This is a genomic window from Klebsiella sp. JB_Kp031 (genome assembly GCF_040064295.1).
Taxonomy (GTDB): Bacteria; Pseudomonadota; Gammaproteobacteria; order Enterobacterales; family Enterobacteriaceae; genus Klebsiella; species Klebsiella quasipneumoniae.
This window is the reverse complement of sequence record NZ_JBEAJW010000004.1, coordinates 18,692-40,170: the sequence shown is the minus strand read 5'-3', so window position 1 is coordinate 40,170 and position 21,479 is coordinate 18,692. Positions and strand designations below refer to the sequence as shown.

The window sequence follows — 21,479 nt, the reverse complement described above, 5'->3', positions numbered from 1 at the left end:
GAACCATTTGATTCAGGCTAACAATACTGCATCGCCGCCAGGCGGACGGCCGCATTCGCCGCGCCATAGAGCGCGTAGCCTGCCCGTCGTTCGGTTAATTCAAAGAAGAAGCGCCCGGCGGTGAAGGGCCGGGTATACAGGTGCAGGAACGCCCCGCCCTGCGGATCGCGGTCGTAGAGAAGCTGCCGCCGCTGGAGCTGCCCGACGTCCAACTCGCCGCCAAAACGCGCCAGCAGATCGTCATAGTAATTGGCCGGGATCGGCAGCGCATGGCCGGCAACCGCGGCGAGCTGGTCGCAGGTGGCCGGTAGATCGCGGCAGGCAAAGGCGGCATGCTGCAGCCCCGCCCCCTGGTAGCAGGCGACCGATCGGGCGATCTGCGTCGCCCGGCTCTGGGAGATATTCAGCGCCAGGCGGATATCGCCCTGCGGGCTGCGCACCGCCAGACTGCGCACCAGTCCATAGGGGTCCGGCAGCGTCTGCTCATGTTCAAGGGTAAAGCCAAACACCGTGCGGAAGAACATCACCCAGTTGTCGCGGCTGTCTGCCTCCATGCCCAGCGCCAGATGGTCGATACCGAGGTAATCTTCGCGCACCGTCAAACCGTCGCGCAGGAGAAAATCGCGCTCGTAGATCGCCTCTCCGGCGTCGATCAGATAGACCAGGCTGCCGTCAGGGGCGCAGATCGCCGGGATCGGCGTCTCGTTCGGCCCGGCGTCGCCCTGCCAGGTGGCATACCCCAGCGCGCGGGCGCGAGCGACAATCGGCGCACTGCTGTCGACCCGCAGCGCCATCGCACAGAGCGATACCCCATGGCGTTGATAAAAGTGATCGGCCCAGCTGTGGGGCTGATGGTTAATCACGATCCGCGCCCCGCCGTTGCGCCACAGCGTGACCTGTTTGGAGCGGTGGCTTCCCTCGTGCTGAAAACCCAAAGCCTGCAGATGCTGCCCCAGGCGCTGCGCCTCGGCGACGCTGGCGGCGAATTCAATAAACTCCAGCCCGTGATAGTTCGGTAACGGCGGCGGTGAAAACAGATCGGCATCGCACGCCGGGAGCCGGCGACGAGTCTGCTCCTCCAGCCACAGCAGCGAACGATAACCATCTTTGGCCGTCGCGCCGTTTGGCGAGGCGCGAAAACCGTCATTAAAGATCTCCAGCGACCAGGGGCCGCGATAGCCGCAGCGGGTGATCTGCTCGGCAAACGCCTCCAGCGGCAGCTCCCCCTGCCCGGGGAAGCAGCGAAAATGGCGACTCCACTCCAGGAGATCCATTTTCATATACGGCGCATCGGCGAGCTGTACGAAGGTGATTTTCTCCACCGGCACCGATGGCAGTGCGTCGAGGGTGTCGCCCCGGGCCAGGATATGGAAGCTGTCGAGCACCAGGCCCAGCGCCGGGCTGTCCACCTGCTGCACCCGCTCCCAGGCCTGCTGCCAGCGGTTCACATGGGTTCCCCAGGCCAGCGCCTCATAGCCGATTACGATCCCCTCCTCTTCCGCCAGCGTGGCCAGCGCCCGCAGGTCCGCCACCTGCAGTTCGCTATCCGCCGAGCAGTCCGGCTGCACATTGCTGCACAGCAGCAGCGTGTCGCAGCCCAGCTCGCGCATCAGCGCAAATTTGCGTCTGGCGCGGGTCATATTGGCCGCAAACTGCGCCCGGCTGGCGCCTTCAAAATCGCGAAAGGGTTGAAAAAGCGTGATTTTTAATCCTAAATCGGCGGCCAGCTGGCGGATTTCCGCTGGCGTCCCCGTATAATAGAGCAGATCGTTCTCGAAAATTTCCACACCCTGATAGCCCGCCGCCGCAATAGCGTGCAGCTTCTCTGGCAGGGTGCCGGAAATCGAAACGGTGGCGATAGAGCGCAGCATAAGGTCCTCGGGTCAATAGCTGACGTGAGTCTTGAATATGTATCATTTGGTTCATTTGCGCCATACCAGGTTGCTAAATTGTGATCATTATGTGTATTTTTTGTCACCCAAGAAAAAGGAGTTGCCATGACCGTCGTTGCTCATGATGAAGCACAATCTCTGAAGGAGCGGATCTTCAGCGCCGCTATCGCCGTCTTTGCCGAACACGGGCTATCAGGCGCCCGCATGGAGCAGATCGCCACCGAGGCGCAGACCACCAAGCGCATGGTGGTCTACTACTTCAAAAGCAAAGAGCAGCTCTATCAGGAGGTGCTGCAGCATGTGTATGCGCGGATCCGCGAAACCGAGCAGCAGTTGGGGCTGGAGAATGTGCCGCCGGTAGAGGCGCTGGTGCGGCTGGTGCGCTGGAGCGTGCGCTATCACGCCACCCATGCGGACTATATGCGGGTGATTTGCATGGAGAACATGCAGCGCGGCAAGTGGCTGAAGACCTCAGGGGATCTGAAGCCGCTGAATCGAACCGCCCTGTCGATTCTGGAAGACATTTTGCAACGCGGCCAACAGCAGGGCGTCTTTCAGGCGGGGCTGGAAGCGCGCGATGTCCACCGGTTGATCAGCAGCTTCAGCTTTTATCAGGTGTCGAATTTCTACACCTTCAGCAGTCTGTACCTTGACGATCCGCTGCCCGCCATTGACGATGAAGCGATGGTGGCCCACCACTGCGACATTGCCGTCCGGGCGGTGGTCCGCTTTGTGATTTCCTGACCCGCCGGCGAAAGGCGTCAGTGTCCGGAGAGGGCATGAATGACCTTCGCCATCGCCTCCTCGGTGAGCGGTGAACGCTGGATTTTGCTGTTCGCCAGCGAGGTGCGCAACACGCCGGCGATGACAATGTGTTTCGGCTCCTGACCAAGGTCACGCATCTCCAGCACCACTTTGCCCACCACGCGGCACATTTCCTGGTACAGCTCGTCGTCTTTCGCTTTATTTCCCATTGAGTCTGGCTCGCATTTTCTCATTATCAATCAAATCATTATTGATAGATTTTTCCGACAACGCAAATCATCCCACCGTTAACGGCTCAATGGGGTATTTTAGCGCCTCATGATGTCAGTAAAATCCCTTTCTTACGCCCCTTTTCATGCCGCCTGATGAAATATTGTGTTGCGTAGTTTTATGCATAACGTGCCGGTTTTGTTACGCGTTTTGTCCATAATTTGAAACGAGGTTTTTATTTTCCTTTTTGATTTCGGCAGCGTATAATGCGCTTCGATTCTTTCTTGAATGGTTTCAGCGCATTGGACTGCATGATAAAACGCATAACACCTTGCCACATTTCATGGGCTGAACCGCCAGCACACATTCTTCTGCACGCTTCAGGGTTGTCACCTATCCTTAGGGCGTGGCTTAGCAACTTTCGTAATACAGGTTTGGCTCCCCGGCAGTGCGCCCGCGGAGCGAGAATTCCATATCCTTCACAACTTAAAGACTAAAACTGTCATGAAAAAGACCAAAATTGTTTGCACCATCGGTCCGAAAACCGAATCTGAAGAGATGCTGACCAAAATGCTGGAAGCCGGCATGAACGTGATGCGTCTGAACTTCTCTCACGGTGACTATGCGGAACACGGTCAGCGCATCCAGAACCTGCGCAATGTGATGAGCAAAACCGGTAAGAAAGCCGCTATTCTGCTGGACACCAAAGGACCGGAAATTCGTACCATCAAGCTGGAAGGCGGCAACGACGTCTCCCTGAAAGCGGGCCAGACTTTCACCTTCACCACCGATAAATCCGTTATCGGCAACAGCGAAATCGTAGCGGTAACCTATGAAGGCTTCACCTCTGACCTGAGCGTCGGCAACACCGTTCTGGTGGACGATGGCCTGATCGGCATGGAAGTGACCGCGATCGAAGGCAACAAAGTTATCTGTAAAGTGCTGAACAACGGCGACCTTGGCGAGAACAAAGGCGTGAACCTGCCGGGCGTCTCCATCGCCCTGCCGGCGCTGGCGGAAAAAGACAAACAGGATCTGATCTTCGGTTGCGAACAGGGCGTGGACTTCGTCGCGGCCTCCTTCATCCGTAAGCGTTCCGACGTCGTCGAGATCCGTGAGCACCTGAAAGCCCACGGTGGCGAAAATATCCAGATCATCTCCAAAATCGAAAACCAGGAAGGCCTGAACAACTTCGACGAAATCCTCGAAGCCTCTGACGGCATCATGGTTGCTCGTGGCGACATGGGCGTTGAGATCCCGGTTGAAGAAGTTATCTTCGCGCAGAAAATGATCATCGAAAAATGTATCCGCGCGCGCAAAGTGGTTATCACCGCCACCCAGATGCTTGACTCCATGATCAAGAACCCGCGTCCGACCCGCGCTGAAGCCGGCGACGTGGCCAACGCCATCCTCGACGGCACCGATGCGGTGATGCTGTCCGGCGAATCCGCGAAAGGTAAATACCCGCTGGAAGCGGTCACCATCATGGCGACTATCTGCGAACGTACCGACCGCGTCATGACCAGCCGTCTGGATTTCAACAACGACAACCGTAAACTGCGCATCACCGAAGCGGTGTGCCGCGGCGCGGTAGAAACCGCTGAGAAACTGGAAGCGCCGCTGATCGTCGTCGCCACCCAGGGCGGTAAATCCGCACGCGCTGTGCGCAAATATTTCCCGGATGCCACCATCCTGGCGCTGACCACCAACGAAACCACCGCTCGCCAGCTGGTGCTGAGCAAAGGCGTTGTGCCGCAGCTGGTGACAGAGATTGCCTCTACTGATGACTTCTATCACCTGGGCAAAGATCTGGCGCTGAAGAGCGGCCTCGCGCGCAAAGGCGACGTGGTGGTGATGGTCTCTGGCGCATTAGTCCCGAGCGGCACCACTAATACCGCTTCCGTGCACGTGCTGTAATAATTTACAGGTTAATTGGTTTTTTTTAATAAAGCGCCTCTCGGGGCGCTTTTTTTTTATTCACCGGCTAGCTCTTCCTATTAAAAATGCAAATCGGAATTTACTATTTAATAAGAGATTATCTAAGATGAATCCGATGGAAGCGCGCTGTTTTCACTCGCCTTTTTCAGCGATTTTGACCAATTCGATGCTTCTTTGAGCGAACGATCAAAAATAAGTGCGTTCAGGTAAAAAAAATATTCTCATCCCAAAAAAGTTTGTGTAATACTTGTAACGCTACATGGAGATTAACTCAATCTAGAGGGTATTAATAATGAATCGTACTAAACTGGTACTGGGCGCGGTAATCCTGGGTTCTACTCTGCTGGCTGGTTGCTCCAGCAATGCTAAAATCGATCAGCTGTCTTCTGACGTTCAGACTCTGAACGCTAAAGTTGACCAGCTGAGCAACGACGTGAACGCAATGCGTTCCGACGTTCAGGCTGCTAAAGACGACGCAGCTCGCGCTAACCAGCGTCTGGACAACCAGGCTCACTCTTACCGTAAGTAAGAGTTCTGGTAATAAAAATGGCGCACTCAGTGCGCCATTTTTTTTGCCCTCGCGCTGACGGCTACTGGGTGAGCAGGCCGTTATCAGACGAACTGTTCTGCGCCGACAGCGACGTCGCCGCGCTCCCCGCCCCCGTCGATACCACCACCGGATAGCCCGCCCTTCTCGACATCGCTTTTTTCAACTGCTGGTCATCCACCGCTTTATCCTCTGCGAAGGCGTGAAACGCCGCTGGCAGCGTGTAAGCGATGGTCCGGGTGTTTTCCCCTTCCGTCTGCGACAGCGGCCTGTGGACCTCTACGTAGCGTTTACCATCCGGTTCGACGGCAAACTTCACCGGCTGATTGATGATCCGCACCGGCGTCCCGGTTTTCACCTGACTGAACAGCGCCTTGATATCATCAGCGTTCATCCGCATACAGCCCGAGCTGACGCGCAGCCCAACGCTGTCCGGGGCGTTAGTCCCGTGGATGAGATATTCGCCGTTACCGTAGGCCAGACGCAGCGCATAGCGACCCAGCGGGTTATTCGGCCCGGCCGGCACCACCGCCGGCAGCGTCACCCCTTTCTCCAGCGAGCGCGCACGGATGCCGGCGGTGGGTGTCCAGGTCGGGTTAGGGATCTTCTGCCCGACTCGGGTGGTCATCTCCGGGGTTTCCAGTCCTAACTGGCCGATGCCCAGGGGATAAACCTGGACCTGATTCTCTCCCGGCGGGAAGTAGTACAGCCGCAGCTCCGCGAGGTTGACGACAATCCCCTCCCGCGGCACGTCAGGCAGCAGCATCTGCGAAGGGATCAGCACCTGGGTCCCGGGCTTCGGCTGCACCGGCGCAATGGTATCGTTGGCTTCGAGGATCAGCATCGCCGCGGTATCGAAATGGCGGGCAATCGCCTGCAGGTTGCGATCGCTCTCCTGAACCGTCCAGTACTGGTTCTGGCCAATCAGCCGGCTGTTAGCCGGAGGCAGCGGGTAGTCGACGGCCCAGGCGGCCGGGGAAGCGCCAAGGGCGCTGAGAAGGGCTAAGGTGATCATCGTTTTGCGTTTCATACTGAGATTCCTTCTTTCGCTGATAAAACGCCAGGAGACTGAACGGCGGCAGGGTCAGCGCCCTGCCGGACGTAACAGAATGAAATCTACCTGTTTATTCTAGCTAATATTTGCGGCTTTCGCGCGTATCGCGCGGATCATGGCTTCGAGGCCCTGCGAGCGGGAGGGGGTAAGATGCTGGGTGAGAGCCATTTTTTCAAACCACGGGCGGACGTCGAACTCGACGATGTCCTGGGCGGTCATCCGGTCATAAAGGATAAACACCACCGCAATCAGCCCTTTGACAATCGCCGCATCGCTGTCGCCGCGCAGGGTGACAACGCCGGAAGGATCCTGCGCCATCACGATCCATACCTGGCTTTGACAGCCCTGAATAATATTCTGCGGGCTGTGCTCCGCGTCGCTCAGCGGCGCCAGCCGCTGGCCCAGCTCAATGATATAGAGATACTTCTCTTCCCAGTTGGCGCAACGGCTAAAATTGCGCAACAGTTTATCTTTGTCCGGTAATGCCGTCATCGTCACGTCCTTTACCCTAATAGTTTGTGGATCCGCTGGAGGCCGGCCACCAGGCGGTCCACCTCTTCCGTGGTATTGTACATGGCCAGCGACGCCCGACACATGGCCGGTACCTGATAGCGGGCCATCAACGGCATGGCGCAGTGGTGCCCGGTCCGCACGGCGATCCCGTAGTTATCGAGGAAGCTGCCGACGTCATAGGCGTGATGCTGGCCGAGGTTAAAGGCAATCACCCCTTTGCGCTGCGCCGGACCGTAGAGGATCAGGTCCGGCACCGCGCGCAGGGCCTCCAGCGCGTAGCGCATCAGCGTCTGTTCGTATTCGGCGATCTGCGTCAGTCCCAGTTGGCTGACGTAGCTCAGCGCCGCGCCGAGGCCAATGATCCCGCCGGTATTCGGCGTGCCGGCCTCAAAGCGCCACGGCGCCTGGTTCCAGGTGGTGCCCTCCGTCAGGCTGACGGTGGCGATCATCGACCCGCCCCCTTCCCAAGGCGCCATGGTCTGCAGCAGCTCGGCCCGGGCGTAGAGCACGCCGATCCCGGTCGGACCATACAATTTGTGGGCGGAGAAGACATAAAAATCACAACCCAGCGCCTGAACGTCCACCGGGTGGTGCATCACCGCCTGAGCACCGTCCACCAGTACTTTCGCGCCATGCTGATGCGCAAGGGCAATCAGCGCCGACAGCGGGTTTTCGGTGCCCAGCACGTTGGAGACTTCGGTGATCGCCAGCAAGCGGGTACGCTGGTCAAACAGCCCGGGAACCACGTCCAGCTGCAGGGTGCCGTCCGGGTTGAGGGGAATCACCCGCAGCTCAGCCCCCACGCTGGCGCAGAGCATCTGCCACGGTACGATGTTGGCGTGGTGCTCCATCTCGCTGATGATGATGTTATCCCCAGCGCCGACGTTGGCATTTCCCCAGCTGTTGGCCACCAGGTTGATGCCCTCGGTGGTGCCGCGCACGAATACCAGCTCCTCCGCCGATCCGGCGTTAAGGAAAGTGGCCGCCTGCTGGCGCACCGCTTCCATCCGCGCGGTGGCTTCCGCGCTGAGGGTATGGATCCCACGATGCACCGCCGCGTAGCCGTGACGATAGAATTCCGCTTCGGCGCCGATCACCGCCTCCGGTTTCTGGGCGCTGGCGGCGCTGTCAAGATAGACCAGCGGCTGGCCGTTGACCTCCCGGCTCAGCACCGGAAAATCGGCGCGAACCCGTTCTACTGAAAATGTCATGCTGTGCCTCCCGACAAACGCTCTCCAATTCGCGCCAGCACCTGCTCTCTGAGCGCGTCGCTGCGGATAGCTTCGGTAAGCTCGGCGGCGAAGGCGTAGAGGATCATCTGCTGCGCCGCCTGCTGTTCAATCCCGCGCGAGCGCAGATAGAACAGCTGTTCTTCGTCTATGCGCCCGACCGTCGCCCCGTGGCTGCATTTCACGTCATCGGCGTAAATCTCCAGCTGCGGTTTGGTGTCGACTTCCGCCAGCCGCCCGAGCAGCAGATTGTTGTTGGTCATCTGGCCGTCGGTTTTCAGCGCGTGCGGCGCGACGTTGATCAGCCCGTTAAACACCGCCCGGCCCTTATCGCTGACGATGGTTTTGTGCAGCTGGCGGCTGGTGCAGTACCCCACCTGGTGATCCAGCCAGGTGCGGCTGTCGCAGACCTCATTTTTTACCGGCATCGCCAGCGAATTAAGACGCAGGTCGCTATTTTCGCCGCCCAGACGCGTGCTGGTGTGGTGACGCAGCACCTGGCCGCCGAGCAGGAAACTGCTGCTGAAGGCCGAGGCGTCGCGGCCCAGCTGCAGGTCGTTATGGGCGAAGTGGTAGCTATGCGCGTTCTCGAACGCCAGCTTGATGTGCTGCAGGCGTGCGTTGTCCGCCACCGTCATGGTCAGCCGCCCGCCGGTGAAGTGCGGTTGCTCATCGAAACTGAGGTAATGCTCGACAATCGTCGCCTCCGTCCCGTTCTCCAGCGTCAGATGGTGACGATAGTGGGCGGTATTCAGCGCATCGCCGGCCAGGCCGCGGGTGATATGCATCAGCAGCAGCGGCTTATCCAGGCGACGGTTGCGCGGCACGCGAAGGCGGGTCACCGACTGCGCCAGGCTTTCGGTCAGATGGAGAAACACTTCCGGCTGCAGGGCATCCGGCAGATGCTGGCGCTGGTTATCAACGCTAACCTCCACGCCGCTGGCGGCGAGATCGTCGCTCAGCTCAGGATGATAGCGGCCGTCGATAAACACCAGACGCCAGGCGTCCAGCGGCAGCGCCAGCGCGTCACGCTGTTCGGCGCTGAGCGACGCCCCCTCCTCGGCGACGAAGCGGCCGTTAAGTAGCGCGTCCAGCGGGGTGTATTTCCAGTCCTCCTGCTTGCGCGTCGGCAGCCCCAGGCGCAACAGCTGCTGTAGATGCTGGCTGGCCTCCGGCGTACGCTGGTCGCCCTGCGCTTCAAAGAGATGGTGCCACTGCTGCAGCGCGTTACTGCTGTTCGGTAAGCCAGCCATAGCCCTGCTCCTCCAGCTGTTTGACGAGGGTGAAATCCCCCGACTTCACAATCCGCCCCTGATAGAGCACATGGACATAGTCCGGCTTGATATAGTCAAGGATGCGCTGATAGTGGGTGACGATGATGAAGGCGCGTTTGCCGTCGCGCAGCGCGTTCACGCCCTGGGAGACGATTTTCAGAGCATCAATGTCCAGCCCGGAATCCGATTCATCGAGAATGCACAGCTCCGGCTCAAGCACCGCCATCTGCAGAATGTCGTTGCGCTTTTTCTCGCCGCCGGAGAAACCCACGTTCACCGAACGGGTCAGCAGATCTTCCGGCATCTGCAGCAGCTTAATTTTCTCTTCCATCAGGTCCTGGAAATCGAAGCGATCCAGCGGCTCCTGGCCGCGATAGCTGCGTACGGCATTCAGCGCAGTCTGCAGGAAGAACTGGTTGCTGACGCCGGGGATCTCCACCGGATACTGGAAGGCCATAAAGATGCCTTCCCCAGCGCGATCTTCCGGGGCGAGCTCCAGCAGGTTTTTGCCCTTAAATTCGACGCTGCCGCCGGTGACCTCGTAATCTTCGCGCCCGGCCAGAGTGGCCGAAAGCGTACTTTTCCCCGAGCCGTTTGGCCCCATAATGGCGTGGACCTCCCCCGGACGCACCTCAAGGTTCAGCCCGCGCAGGATCGCTTTATCTTCAACGGCGACATGTAAATCTTGAATACTTAACATCTTTTTTCCTTAATTATCAGCCGACGCTATGCTCAAGGCTAATGGCCAGCAATTTTTGCGCCTCTACGGCGAACTCCAGCGGCAGTTCGGAGAAGACGTCTTTACAGAAGCCGTTGACGATCATCGAGATGGCATCGTCTTCGCTGATCCCGCGCTGCAGGCAGTAGAACAGCTGGTCCTCACCGATCCGCGAGGTGGTCGCTTCGTGTTCCAGCTGAGCGCTGTTGTTGCGACATTCGACATAGGGGAAGGTATGCGCCCCACAGTCCGGGCCGATCAGCATTGAATCGCACTGGGTATAGTTGCGGGCATTCGTGGCGGTCGGCATGATTTTGACCAGCCCGCGATAGCTATTCTGGCTGTGTCCGGCGGAGATCCCTTTCGAGATGATGGTCGAGCGGGTGTTCTTGCCGATATGGATCATTTTCGTGCCGGTGTCCGCCTGCTGATGGCCGCTGGTCAGCGCCACCGAAAAGAATTCGCCGATCGAGTTATCGCCGCGCAGGATGCAGCTGGGGTATTTCCAGGTGATGGCCGAGCCGGTTTCCGACTGGGTCCATGACATTTTGCTGTTCTCCCCTTCGCACAGAGCGCGCTTGGTGACAAAGTTAAGGATCCCTCCGGTGTTGTTGTCCCCCGGGAACCAGTTCTGCACCGTGGAGTATTTCACTTCCGCATCTTTATGGATGATGACCTCCACCACCGCGGCATGCAGTTGATAGCTGTCGCGCACTGGCGCCGAGCAGCCCTCGATGTAGCTGACGTAGCTGCCTTCATCGGCCACCAGAATGGTACGTTCAAACTGGCCGGTCTTTTCGGCGTTGATGCGGAAATAGGTCGATAGCTCCATCGGACAGCGGACGCCCTTCGGCACATAGATAAAGGTGCCATCCGAAGCCACCGCGGCGTTCAGCGCGGCAAAGAAGTTGTCATTTCCCGGCACCACGGTCCCCAGATACTTTTTCACCAGTTCCGGATGGTCGTGGATCGCCTCGCCGAAAGAGCAGAAGATGATCCCCTGCTCCGCCAGCTTTTCACGGTAGGTGGTCGCCACCGACACCGAGTCGAATATCGCGTCCACCGCCACCTCGCGCCCTTCGCGCACCGGTACGCCCAGCTGGTTAAAGGCTTCTTCCACCTCGCTGGTCAGAAAGGTGTTGGCCCCGGTCTGCTGCACCGCGCCGGGCTCGGAGGCGCAGGTCTCATCGCAGTTGCCGCAGGAGGGGGCGGAATAGTAGCTGTAATCCTGATAATTCAGCTTATCGTAATGCGCCTTCAGCCAGTGCGGCTCTTCCATCTCCAGCCACGCCCGGTAGGCATTGAGCCGGAACTCCAGCATCCACTGCGGCTCATTGCGGCGGGCGGAGATTGCGCGAACCACTTCTTCATTAATGCCTTTGGCCAGCTCATCGGTCTGCAGGCGAGTGAAAAAGCCCTCTTTATAATTGAGCGGGCCGCCGGTCCAGGTTTTGACATCGTCTGTTGCTTCAGTATTACGCGACATAGTTACTCCGCCTGCACCCCAAAACTTTCGCCGCAGCCGCATTCGTGCTGCGCTTTCGGGTTATGAAATTTAAAGATTTCATTTAATCCTTCCCGGACGTAATCCAGCTCCGTACCGTCAATGAACGGCATCGCCTGCAGCGGCGCGTACAGCTTCGCCCCTTCAGATTCAAAGAGCAGATCGTCGGGCGCCGGCTCGGCAATCATTTCGAGCACATAGCCAAAACCGGCGCAGCCGCTGGTTTTAATACCCAGCCGTAGCCCCTTTTTATCCGGTTGCTTGCGCATCAGATCGCGAATATGCGCGGCAGCGGCCGGCGTCATGGTCAGTCCCTGCCAGCTGAAATCGGCGGGATTAAAGGTTCCTGCTTGTACTTCCATCGATAGACCTCCAGGTTGGCGCCATCAAGGCATACCGCCATGTTAGTGATAATGATTATCACTTCAACCCTTCTCCAGCAGGGGTATTGCCCCGATTAGCGCTTTTTATAAGCATAGACCCTTGCCCGGGGATTATCAGGGTGCGCAAGTTGAACCTAATCATATGATTTATAATATTTAATTCTGATATCGTTCTATCACCGCACGCAATGGCAAAGATGTATCGAAAATACCGATTTATGCGATAGCAGCAGACCACCTTCCTGATTAACCTTGTCGTAGAAACCAAAAAAGTGACGGCGTCACTGAGCAGCCATGCGCGCTGAACAGGCGCTGGCCTGCGGAATGAGAAAGCGTAAACAGAAAGCGTCAAGGCGCAACGCTTTCGGCAGGGGCGGTCGCGGCCTGGCGGGGGACGTGGCCGCGATCGGGGGGAGATAAACCGCGATAAAGCGGGTAGCCAGGAAGGCTATCGGTTGGCTAAGTTCCTTTTCTCACCAGGCGGGCGGCCTGGACAAAAACTTCATCCTCCACCCCATCCCCCTTCTGTCTGCCCAGCCGCACCAGCTCATCCACGATACTCCCCTGATTAATCTGCTTTTGGGTCGCCACTAAGCTAATGACCGCCGCGCCGATAGCCATGCCAATCAATGCCGTTTGTTCATCTTTATCTTTCATGGTGTCGCTCCGTCTGTCCTCCTCAGAAAGGCTAGCAAAAGATAGCATCTGCTCAATTTCAAAATCACCTTCTTTACGCCATGAGAAAAGTGCGCGAAAGGCATCACGGCCTGGATAATTCAAACTAATTTGTTGATTTAAATAAAATAACACTCACGGACAATTAACAGACTTGTTAGTCTTATAATTATTTCTTAGACTCCGCGGTCTGTTAATTCACATTTGCGTAAAATCTCATGACTAATTCAACCTCATTTTTCATTACTCTCTGTCTCTCCCGCGTCCTGGTGACTTTTTTCTTCTGGATGGCTGGCGTCTACGGCGTCTTTCATTTCACGGAGATCGTTCGGGAGATGTTGGCCGTTGGCCTGCCATGGCCAGTATTGTTCGCGGTTGGTACGATTGGTTGCCAGCTGGCGGGCTCCGCGCTGATCGTTTTTAATCCTGCCGGCTACGGCTGGATTGGATCGCTGATGCTGATTGTGTTTACATTACTCACCATTCCGCTGGGACACGCTTTCTGGGCCTTTAGCGAGCCCCGGCGCACAGAGGAATTCCACGTTGCGCTTGAACACATTACCGTGGTGGGAGGATTAATCATGAGCGCGTTGTTTGCAGGTTATCGGCGATGAGCGATACCCCTCGTCAGAAAGGACGGCCAAAAGATCCGCTGAAAATGCAGGCCATCCTTCAGGCCGCCCGTAAATTGTTCCTTGAACAAGGCCTGGAGGTCACGACGGCTGAAATCGCCCGGGTGGCAGGGGTGGCGAAAGCCACCTTGTATGCCAATTTCAGCGATAAAGAACAATTGATAGAGGCGGTATTGCGCCGGGAATCAGATCTCACCATCAGCGACCACGATTTCGCCCAGCGCCATCACCTGCCGCTGGTCGAGGTGCTGACCGCATTTGGCAATCGCTTTGTCCGCTTTATCAATCAGCGGGAACTGACCGGCTGGGACCGGCTGATTGCCTCCGCCGCCCTGCGTCATCCTGAACTGCCCGGCCGCTTTTACGCCGCCGGGCCGGGGCGGGCACAGCAGATGCTGGAGGTGATTATCGCCGAGGCAATCGAAGCCGGTGCTCTGCGGGCATGCGATCCGCAGGAGGCTGCCGACGATCTGGCCGGTTTATGGTTGGGGATGACCAGCCTGGCAATAAAGCTTGGCGCAAGACGGCCTTTATCCGACGACGAAATCAAACTGCGGGTTGAGCGCGCGCTGGAGGTTTTTCTACGCGCCTATTCGCAGGCGCCGAGCTGACCACGCTTCCTTGCTATGGCGATAGCGCAAAACGCTGTCGCACCACATCGGGTCTTTTATTTGGCCCGAATTCACGCTTCGCGGAAATAAATAAAAATAACGCGCGTGCCCAAGGCAAAAAAAAGAAATAACCATTTAAGCGACAAATCCAGTTTATTCCGTTAGGGAATGGCTTGGATGCTAATATTTCATTTCCCCACCGCCTTTTAGAAGCCTATAGTTTTTTTGCCTGCAGAACATCCACTTAGGTTAAAAGACATAAGGATATAATCATGATTGTTTCAGCCCCCAGCGATTATCGCGAAGCCGCTCGTCGCCGTCTGCCACGTTTCCTTTTTGACTATATTGACGGTGGCGCGGTGGCGGAAAATACCATGAACGCTAATGCCGCCGAGCTCGCCTCGGTAGCCCTTCGCCAGCGCGTGCTGTGCGGAGCGGGTGAGCCGACGCTGGCCACCACCATCCTTGATGCCCCATGGGCGATGCCCGTGGCGCTGGGGCCGGTCGGGGCCACCGGAATGTACGCCCGCCGCGGCGAAGTCCAGGCGGCCCGCGCCGCCTCCCGCGCCGGGATCCCTTACACTCTGTCCACCGTGTCGGTCTGCTCCATTGAGGAGGTGGCGAGCCACGCCAGCGGCGCGCTCTGGTCCCAGCTGTACGTACTGAAAGATCGCGGCTATATGCGTAATGCCCTGGAACGCGCCTGGGCTGCCGGCATGAAAACCCTGGTATTCACTGTCGATATGCCGATCCCCGGCTCACGGTATCGCGATAACCGTTCAGGAATGTCCGGGCCGCACGCCACCTTGCGACAGTATCTTCAGGCCTGCACCCACCCGCGCTGGGCAATGAACGTCGGCCTGGCGGGCAGACCCCTGTCGTTCGGTAACATCGAAGCTTATACCGGCCACAAAATGACCATGGATGACTATATGGGGTTCATCAGCAACAACTTCGACCCGTCCATCGCCTGGCACGATCTGGAGTGGATCCGCGACAGCTGGCCAGGAAAGCTGATCATCAAAGGGATCCTCGATGCCGACGATGCGCGCAATGCCGTGCGGCTGGGCGCCGATGGCATTGTGGTCTCCAATCACGGCGGCAGACAGCTCGATGGCGCCATCCCCACCGCCCGGGCGCTGCCGCGGGTGGCGGATGCGGTCGGCGACGATCTGACGGTCCTTGCCGACTCCGGAGTGCGCTCCGGCGTGGACGTTATTCGCCTGCTCGCCCTCGGCGCGAAGGGAGTCCTGCTTGGTCGGGCCTATATTTATGCCCTCGCCGCCGCAGGCGAAGCGGGGGTGGCGCACCTGCTGCGCTTATTTGCCGAGGATATGAAGGTCACCATGACCCTCACCGGCGCCACCTCGCCCTCCGCCATCAGCCTCGATTGCCTCGACCGGCTGGAAAAAGATCAACAGCGCAGCCGTGCGGTCCCGGTATCCTTATCTGCCTGACGCAGCCCGGGGCCGGGCCTGACCGCGTGTCCTGGCCCGGTCCGGCAAGGGGGAATTACCCCTGAGGGTCCAGCGCCGGACGTTGCGCTGCGTCAGCCGGTCGCTCGGGGCAGATGCGGAACCAGATCGCATACATGGCCGGCAGGAAGATAAGGGTCATGATGGTTCCCCCCAGCGTCCCGCCAATCAGCGTATAGGCGAGCGTCCCCCAGAAAACCGAATGCGTCAGCGGAATGAACGCCAGGATCGCCGCCAGCGCGGTCAGCAGAACCGGACGGGCTCGCTGCACCGTCGCCTCCACCACCGCGTGGAACGGATCGAGCCCCGCCTGCTGGTTATGGTGGATTTGACCAATCAGGATCAGCGTATTTCGCATCAGGATCCCTGACAGGGCGATCAGGCCCACTAGGGCATTGATGCCAAACGGCTGATTGAACAACAGCAGCGTCGGCACCACGCCAATCAGCCCCAGCGGCGCGGTCAGGAAAACCATGACCATCGCCGACAGGGAACGTACCTGCAGGATAATGATCAGCAGCGTGAGGGCGATCATGATCGGAAATAACGGCGCCATTGCCCGGGTGGCTTTGCCTGACTCCTCGATCGACCCCGCCGTCTCGATGCGATACCCCGGCGGCAGGGAGTCGATAATGGGCTGCAGCGGCTTCATCAGCGCGCTGGAGACATCCGGCGGCTGCAGGTTATCCGCGACATCTCCCCGGACGGTAATGGTCGGCGTGCGGTCGCGACGACGGAGCAGGGGTTCTTCCATTCTGACGTCGACTTCACCGATCTGCGACAAAGGAACCCGCTGCCCGCCGCTGCCTACGAGAGTGAAGTCGGCGATTTTCGCCGGGTCCAGACGGATATCGCCCGCCGCGCGGCCGATGACCTGCACCGCGCGAATATCCTCCCGGACGGTGGTAATGGGGATCCCTGACAGCAGGAACTGCAGCTGCTGGGCGACGGCCTGGGAGCTGAGCCCACTCGCCTGCAGCCGGTCCTGATTGAGGCTGAAATGCATCACCGGTACCCGCGATCCCCAGTCGCTATTGACGGTGCGCATCAGCGGACTGGCCTGCAGCACGGCTTTCACCCGATCGGCGATGTCGCGCAGGGTGTGCGGATCGGGCCCCATCACCCGCCAGGCGACTGGATAAGGCGAATAAGGGCCAAAGACCAGCTGCGTGACGCGCACCCGCGCCTGCGGCGCAAGGCCATTGGCCACCGCCTCCCGCAGCCGCAGCTTAAGCGCCTCGCGCGAGGCCGGACCGTCGGTCAATACCACCAGCTTGGCAAATGAGGGATCGGGCAATTCCGGAGCCATCGCCAGGTAAAAGCGCGGCGCGCCCTGGCCGATATAGCTGGTGACAATCTTCGCCTCCGGCTGCTGCTGCAGCCAGCGCTCAATTTTCGCCGTCGCGGCGCTGGTCTGGATAATCGACGACCCGTAAGGCATCTGCACCTCAACCAGCACTTCCGGGCGGTCGGAGGTGGGGAAAAACTGCTTTTTCACCACGCTCATTCCCAGTAACGCCACCATAAACAGCACCACCACCCCGGCGGCCACGCGCCATTTGCCGGCGATAACCCGGGTCAGCAGCCGGCGGAAGCGCTGATAGCGCGGAGTGTCATACAGCGCGGCGTGGCCTGCCGCCGCGGACTTCCTCTCCGGTAACAGGTGTACGCCCAGCCAGGGGGTAAAAATCACCGCCACAATCCAGGAGGCAATCAGCGCGATACCGACGATCCAGAACACGTTGCTGGCATACTCCCCGGCGGTGGATTGCGCAAACCCGTTAGGCATAAAGCCCACGGCCGTCACCAGGGTGCCGGCCAGCATGGGCGCCGCGGTGTGGCTCCAGGCATAGGCGGAGGCTTTGAGGCGGTCATACCCCTCCTCCATTTTGACCACCATCATTTCGATGGCGATAATGGCATCATCCACCAGCAGCCCCAGGGCGAGGATCAGCGAGCCGAGGGTGATGCGGTCGAAGTTTTTACCGGTGGCGGCCATCACCACAAACACCACGGCCAGGGTGAGCGGCACCGCCGCCGCGACCACCACCCCCACGCGCCAGCCCATGCTGACAAAGCACACCGCCATCACCACCAACAGAGCGACAAAAAATTTGATCATGAACTCATCGACCGCCGCGCTGATATTCACCGACTGATCGGTCACTTTGGCCAACGACATGCCGAGCGGCAGGCTCTGATTGATGCTGTCCGTTTCGGCGTCCAGCGCTTTCCCCAGCGCCAGACCATTCCAGCCCTCGCGCATCACCACCCCCAGCAGCAGCGCCGGTTCGCCCTGATTGCGGATCAGGAAGGTAGCAGGATCTTCATACCCCCGCTCAACCGTGGCGACATCGGCGAGTTTCAGCGTTCTGCCCCCGGCAATAATCGGCGTGTCGCGGATCTGCTGCAGGCGGTCGAACGCCCCGTCGAGGCGGATAAAGATCTGCCCGCCACGGGTCTCAATGGCCCCGGCGGCGGTCAGCACATTCTGATTGTTCAGCGCGGCAAAAATCGCCTCCGGCGAGAGCCCCAGGGTGGCGAGACGGTCATGAGAAAAGGAGAGATAAATGCGCTCCGCCTGTTCGCCGAGAATATTCACTTTTTTCACCCCAGGTACATGCAGCAGCTGCTGGCGCAGGGCTTCAGCGTCACGCACCAGCTGCCGCGGCGGCTCTCCCCGCGCTTTCAGGGCAAAGAGGGCAAAGGTGACATCGGCGAATTCGTCATTCATCATCGGGCCGGAGACGCCGGCAGGCAGGTTATTCGCCTCATCCCCGAGCTTTTTGCGCGCCTGATAAAACTGCTCCGGCACCTCGGAAGGCGGCGTCTGATCCTGCAACGATAAGGTGATTAACGCCATCCCGGGACGGGTATAGGTCTCGGTGCGATCGTACCACTTCAGCTCCTGGAGCCGTTTTTCCAGCGGCTCGGCGACCTGATCCTGCATCTCCTGCGCGGTGGCACCCGGCCAGACGGTGATGACCGTCATTTGCTTGACCGTAAAGGGCGGATCTTCCGCCCGACCGAGCCCGAAAAAGGCCACCAGCCCGGCGACCGAGATAAGGATAATCAAAAACAGGGTTACCGACCGCTCGCGGACGGCCAGCGCGGAGAGATTAAAACGCCCGCCGCTCATGGCTGACTCCCGTCGGCATCATGCTCGCGTCGGTCCGCCAGACGCACCGTCTCACCCTGGTGCAGAAGATGGGCGCCCAGGGCGACGATGGGCTCCCCGGGCTTCAGCGGGCCGGTCACCCGCGCCGTTTCATCATTCAGGCCGATCACCGTCACCGGTTGCCAGGAGACGGTGGCCGGGCGCGACGCAATGCGCCAGACGCCAGGGCCGTTGCCCGGATCGTAGACCGACGCCAGGGGCACCTCCAGCACCTCGCCTGGCCCCTGGTCGCTGCTGATACGCAGGGTCACGGTAGACCCCAGCGGCGCATTCGCCAGCGCGCCGTTCAGCACATAGCGCGCTTCAAAGGTGCGGGTGGCGGCGTCAGCCGCGTCCGAAAGCAGCCGCAGGGTCGCGGTGACCGGCTGAGATTCGCTGCCATAGCGTGTCGCCAGCGCCTCGCTGCCGACCGCCGGGCGCAGCGTCTCCGGAAGCTGCACCCGCGCTTCGCGCTGCCCTGCCCGCGCCAGGCGGATCACCACCTGCCCGGCGCTGACCACCTGTCCCGGCTCGGCGAGCGTTTCCACCACCACGCCGTCGGCATCCGCCAGCAGTCCGGCATAGTCGGTGGCGTTTTGCGCCACGTTTGCCTGCGCCTGGGCCGCGCTGAGGTCGGCTCTCGCCGCCTCTGCCGTCGCGTTGATCTGGTCGAACTCCGCCGCCGAGACGGCGCCGCTGGCCACCAGGCCGCGATAGCGGGCCAGATCGTTGGCCGCCTTTTTGGCTCGCGCCCGCGCGGCGTCGACCGCCCGCTGTTGGGAGTGCGCCTGCAAGGTTAGATCAGCCGGATCCAGGCGCAGCAGCAGTTGACCGCGCCGGACGCTCTGCCCGGTCTCCACCAGCCGGGCAAGGATTTTTCCCGATACCCGGAAGCCGAGATCGCTTTGGGTACGAGCGACCACCACGCCGGTAAAGGCCCGCGAGCTGGCCTCCGCGCGCTCGACGGTCGCCACCCGCACCAGCGGCGGTCGGGTGCGGGGATCGTCATGATCGGCAGGTTCGCCGCAGCCCGCGAGGGCCAGCGGCAGGAGGCAGACGGCAAGATGGACGGCGTTGGGCCTGAGCATGGGTCACCTTAATGAAAAGACCGGTTGGTGACTGCATTCTCAGACGAGTGACCAATAAAGTCAATGGTCACAAATCAGGGGGAGAGACTTCTCAGGATCAGGGAGGCAAGCAGCACCGCCGCGGTGGGCGCGGTGTCGAGATTGTATTGCAGCTGCACCGGGTTGATGAAAGGACACATCACCATATAGACCGCCAGGGTCGCCTCATCCAGCGGGGTTTTGCGCTCGAACTCACCCCTCTGGCGGCCTTCGACCAGAATTTGACCAATCAGCTGCTGCAGATGACCGGCATACTGCTCCGTTGAGGGCCATTTATCGCGCGCCGCGACGGCGGCGATGTCGTACAGTTTGCGATCCTCGAAAAACAGTTCACTGCCGGCCTCGGTCAGCGCCCGGAACAGGCGGCGCAGCTTCTCGCTGGCGGAGGGTGCATCGGCGATGGCCTCGCTGACGGCCACCATGATCTTCTCCAGCCGGCTGGCGCAGATTGCCTCGCCAATCGCCTGCTTGGAGTCAAAAAACTTGTAGATATAGGCTTTGGAAAAGCCTATTGCTTTGGCGAGATCGGTGACCGTGGTCTTTTCATAGCCATAGCGACTGAAGTGCGCCATGGCCGCGTCAAGAATCTGGTCCCGAACGCTGTGGTCAACGGGGCCACGGCTTGCTGGGGTGGGGGTATTTTTCGTCATCCATTTAGCTTAATGCGATCGCTATCGTTTGACAACGAGTGACGTTATTATGATTTGGTCACAATAACACCCCACCCTGCTCACCTCTCTCGCCGCGTTATGCCTCACGCGCCTCATGGTTAATCGCGCCGGCGGGCAGACAGCCCAGGCCTTGCAGCGTCAGATGCACGGCACGATCGAGTGGGGTATGCGGCTCCGCGCCTAAAAAAGCCACCAGCTTATCGTTGCGCAGGCGTACCGGTAGACGCCAGAGATAGTGCATCTCGACCATTTCGCGCAGGGTGGCGTTGAAGGGCGCCGCCAGCTTCACCAGCCACCAGGGAAAGGACTTCACTACCGCCCTGCCGCCATAGAGGGCGACCACCCGCTGGATCGCCTGGCTCATTTCGCTGCCGTCCGGGTCCCAGTGGCCCTGCATATGAAAGCGGGCAAACGGCTCAAGCTCATGCCTGCGGGCCAGCAGCGCGGCGATGGTGGCGGCAACGTCGGGCAGCCAGGCCCACTGATGCCCCACGCCGATCGCCCCTGGTAGGCTGATAGTCCGGGGAAGCTGACCTGGCTTGACCAGCCCCTGGGAAAACCAGTTATTTCCGGCGCGCGGACCAAAATAATCGCCCGCCCGGACAATCAACGCCCTGCCGCCGCGCTGTACGTATTCCTCCAGCGCCTGCTCCATTTCCACCCGGATGGCGCCTTTGCGGGTCACCGGCCGTTGCGCGGCAGCTTCAGCAATCAGCGGAAAGGCATCCGGTCCATAGTTGTAGACCGTGCCGGGCAGGACAACTAACGCCCGCTGCTGGGCGGCGGCCTGCAGGGTGTTGCGCAGCATAGGTAGTACCTGCTGCCGCCAGTGCCGGTAGCCCGGCGGATTGACCGCATGGACGATCACGTCGCAACCGGCAGCCGCCGCCGCCACCTGCCCGGCATCCAGCGCGTCGCCGGCAATCCACTGCATGCCCTCTTCGGGCCCATGAAGCTGGGCGCCGCGCTTCAGCGCCCGAACCTGCCAGTTGTCCGCCGCCAGCCGACGCGCCACTTCCCCGCCTATGCCCCCGCTTGCTCCCAAAATCAGGACTTTGCCGCTGCTGTTCATCGTCTTTCCCCGTTCGCTAATGGATGCTTGAC

Annotated in this window: 22 protein-coding genes; 7 read left to right on the top strand and 15 right to left on the bottom strand. The window is 59.8% G+C overall.

Features of this window, described 5'->3' with window-relative positions:
* Window positions 1-17 precede the first annotated feature (17 nt).
* Window positions 18-1,871, bottom strand: a complete 1,854-nt coding sequence (locus ABLV64_RS04650; protein WP_049003495.1) for a sugar phosphate isomerase/epimerase and 4-hydroxyphenylpyruvate domain-containing protein — start codon at window positions 1,869-1,871, stop codon at window positions 18-20.
* Window positions 1,872-1,997: 126 nt separating this feature from the next.
* Between ABLV64_RS04650 and ABLV64_RS04645 the strand changes: the two genes are divergently transcribed.
* Window positions 1,998-2,636, top strand: a complete 639-nt coding sequence (locus tag ABLV64_RS04645; protein WP_017900845.1) for a TetR/AcrR family transcriptional regulator — start codon at window positions 1,998-2,000, stop codon at window positions 2,634-2,636.
* 17 nt (window positions 2,637-2,653) lie between these two features.
* Here ABLV64_RS04645 and fumD read toward each other — a convergent pair whose 3' ends face one another.
* Together fumD and ABLV64_RS04635 are read right to left on the bottom strand one after the other, a co-directional pair.
* Entirely contained in the window at window positions 2,654-2,866 is a 213-nt protein-coding gene (gene fumD / locus ABLV64_RS04640; RefSeq protein ID WP_004203074.1) for a fumarate hydratase FumD, read from the bottom strand.
* 236 nt (window positions 2,867-3,102) lie between these two features.
* Window positions 3,103-3,234, bottom strand: coding sequence for a hypothetical protein (locus ABLV64_RS04635; protein WP_004217210.1), 132 nt, complete (start codon window positions 3,232-3,234; stop codon window positions 3,103-3,105).
* Window positions 3,235-3,371: 137 nt separating this feature from the next.
* Between ABLV64_RS04635 and pykF the strand changes: the two genes are divergently transcribed.
* Both pykF and ABLV64_RS04625 read left to right on the top strand, forming a co-directional pair.
* On the top strand, window positions 3,372-4,784 hold the full coding sequence (gene pykF, locus ABLV64_RS04630) for a pyruvate kinase PykF (protein ID WP_004203076.1): 1,413 nt from the start codon (window positions 3,372-3,374) through the stop codon (window positions 4,782-4,784).
* A gap of 313 nt (window positions 4,785-5,097) precedes the next feature.
* Complete coding sequence (locus tag ABLV64_RS04625; protein ID WP_002908860.1) at window positions 5,098-5,334, top strand: major outer membrane lipoprotein; 237 nt, start codon at window positions 5,098-5,100, stop codon at window positions 5,332-5,334.
* 61 nt (window positions 5,335-5,395) lie between these two features.
* Here the strand turns inward: ABLV64_RS04625 and ABLV64_RS04620 are convergent, their stop codons facing one another.
* The 8 genes from ABLV64_RS04620 to ABLV64_RS04585 all read right to left on the bottom strand — a co-directional run bounded on the left by ABLV64_RS04620 (window position 5,396) and on the right by ABLV64_RS04585 (window position 12,684).
* On the bottom strand, window positions 5,396-6,382 hold the full coding sequence (locus ABLV64_RS04620; protein ID WP_017900846.1) for a L,D-transpeptidase family protein: 987 nt from the start codon (window positions 6,380-6,382) through the stop codon (window positions 5,396-5,398).
* Window positions 6,383-6,481: 99 nt separating this feature from the next.
* On the bottom strand, window positions 6,482-6,898 hold the full coding sequence (gene sufE / locus ABLV64_RS04615; protein ID WP_004203081.1) for a cysteine desulfuration protein SufE: 417 nt from the start codon (window positions 6,896-6,898) through the stop codon (window positions 6,482-6,484).
* Between the two features lie 11 nt (window positions 6,899-6,909).
* Entirely contained in the window at window positions 6,910-8,130 is a 1,221-nt protein-coding gene (gene sufS, locus ABLV64_RS04610; protein WP_348843291.1) for a cysteine desulfurase SufS, read from the bottom strand.
* Window positions 8,127-9,401 (bottom strand): Fe-S cluster assembly protein SufD, encoded by a 1,275-nt coding sequence (gene sufD, locus ABLV64_RS04605; RefSeq protein ID WP_348843290.1) that lies wholly within the window; start codon window positions 9,399-9,401, stop codon window positions 8,127-8,129. Before sufD ends, sufS begins: the two co-directional genes overlap by 4 nt.
* Window positions 9,376-10,122 (bottom strand): Fe-S cluster assembly ATPase SufC, encoded by a 747-nt coding sequence (sufC, locus tag ABLV64_RS04600; protein WP_004203085.1) that lies wholly within the window; start codon window positions 10,120-10,122, stop codon window positions 9,376-9,378. The genes sufD and sufC overlap by 26 nt, the downstream gene beginning before the upstream one ends.
* A 16-nt stretch (window positions 10,123-10,138) precedes the next feature.
* Window positions 10,139-11,626 carry a Fe-S cluster assembly protein SufB gene (gene sufB / locus ABLV64_RS04595; RefSeq protein WP_002908877.1) on the bottom strand — a complete coding sequence of 496 codons (1,488 nt, stop codon included), beginning with the start codon at window positions 11,624-11,626 and terminating at the stop codon, window positions 10,139-10,141.
* A gap of 2 nt (window positions 11,627-11,628) precedes the next feature.
* A complete protein-coding gene (gene sufA / locus ABLV64_RS04590; protein ID WP_004203089.1) occupies window positions 11,629-12,006 on the bottom strand; it encodes a Fe-S cluster assembly scaffold SufA in 378 nt (125 codons plus the stop codon).
* Window positions 12,007-12,486: 480 nt separating this feature from the next.
* Window positions 12,487-12,684, bottom strand: coding sequence for a hypothetical protein (locus tag ABLV64_RS04585; protein ID WP_004203090.1), 198 nt, complete (start codon window positions 12,682-12,684; stop codon window positions 12,487-12,489).
* Here ABLV64_RS04585 and ABLV64_RS04580 point away from each other — a divergent pair.
* From ABLV64_RS04580 to lldD, 4 genes are all read left to right on the top strand, one after another.
* Window positions 12,683-12,802 (top strand): hypothetical protein, encoded by a 120-nt coding sequence (locus tag ABLV64_RS04580; protein ID WP_032456247.1) that lies wholly within the window; start codon window positions 12,683-12,685, stop codon window positions 12,800-12,802. The two genes, ABLV64_RS04585 and ABLV64_RS04580, sit on opposite strands and share 2 nt — an antisense overlap.
* 118 nt (window positions 12,803-12,920) lie before the next feature.
* Window positions 12,921-13,316, top strand: a complete 396-nt coding sequence (locus ABLV64_RS04575; RefSeq protein WP_032456248.1) for a DoxX family protein — start codon at window positions 12,921-12,923, stop codon at window positions 13,314-13,316.
* Entirely contained in the window at window positions 13,313-13,945 is a 633-nt protein-coding gene (locus ABLV64_RS04570; RefSeq protein WP_032456249.1) for a TetR/AcrR family transcriptional regulator, read from the top strand. The genes ABLV64_RS04575 and ABLV64_RS04570 overlap by 4 nt, the downstream gene beginning before the upstream one ends.
* 272 nt (window positions 13,946-14,217) lie before the next feature.
* The gene (gene lldD / locus ABLV64_RS04565) at window positions 14,218-15,402 is read left to right on the top strand and encodes an FMN-dependent L-lactate dehydrogenase LldD (protein ID WP_017900850.1); all 1,185 of its coding nucleotides are present in this window, start codon (window positions 14,218-14,220) and stop codon (window positions 15,400-15,402) included.
* Between the two features lie 55 nt (window positions 15,403-15,457).
* Here the strand turns inward: lldD and ABLV64_RS04560 are convergent, their stop codons facing one another.
* From ABLV64_RS04560 to ABLV64_RS04545, 4 genes are all read right to left on the bottom strand, one after another.
* A complete protein-coding gene (locus ABLV64_RS04560) occupies window positions 15,458-18,559 on the bottom strand; it encodes an efflux RND transporter permease subunit (protein WP_116397230.1) in 3,102 nt (1,033 codons plus the stop codon).
* Window positions 18,556-19,665 carry an efflux RND transporter periplasmic adaptor subunit gene (locus tag ABLV64_RS04555; RefSeq protein WP_069135801.1) on the bottom strand — a complete coding sequence of 370 codons (1,110 nt, stop codon included), beginning with the start codon at window positions 19,663-19,665 and terminating at the stop codon, window positions 18,556-18,558. The genes ABLV64_RS04560 and ABLV64_RS04555 overlap by 4 nt, the downstream gene beginning before the upstream one ends.
* Before the next feature lie 74 nt (window positions 19,666-19,739).
* On the bottom strand, window positions 19,740-20,354 hold the full coding sequence (locus ABLV64_RS04550; RefSeq protein WP_023318538.1) for a TetR/AcrR family transcriptional regulator: 615 nt from the start codon (window positions 20,352-20,354) through the stop codon (window positions 19,740-19,742).
* 97 nt (window positions 20,355-20,451) lie between these two features.
* Complete coding sequence (locus ABLV64_RS04545) at window positions 20,452-21,447, bottom strand: NAD-dependent epimerase/dehydratase family protein (RefSeq protein ID WP_163619453.1); 996 nt, start codon at window positions 21,445-21,447, stop codon at window positions 20,452-20,454.
* Window positions 21,448-21,479: the final 32 nt, after the last annotated feature.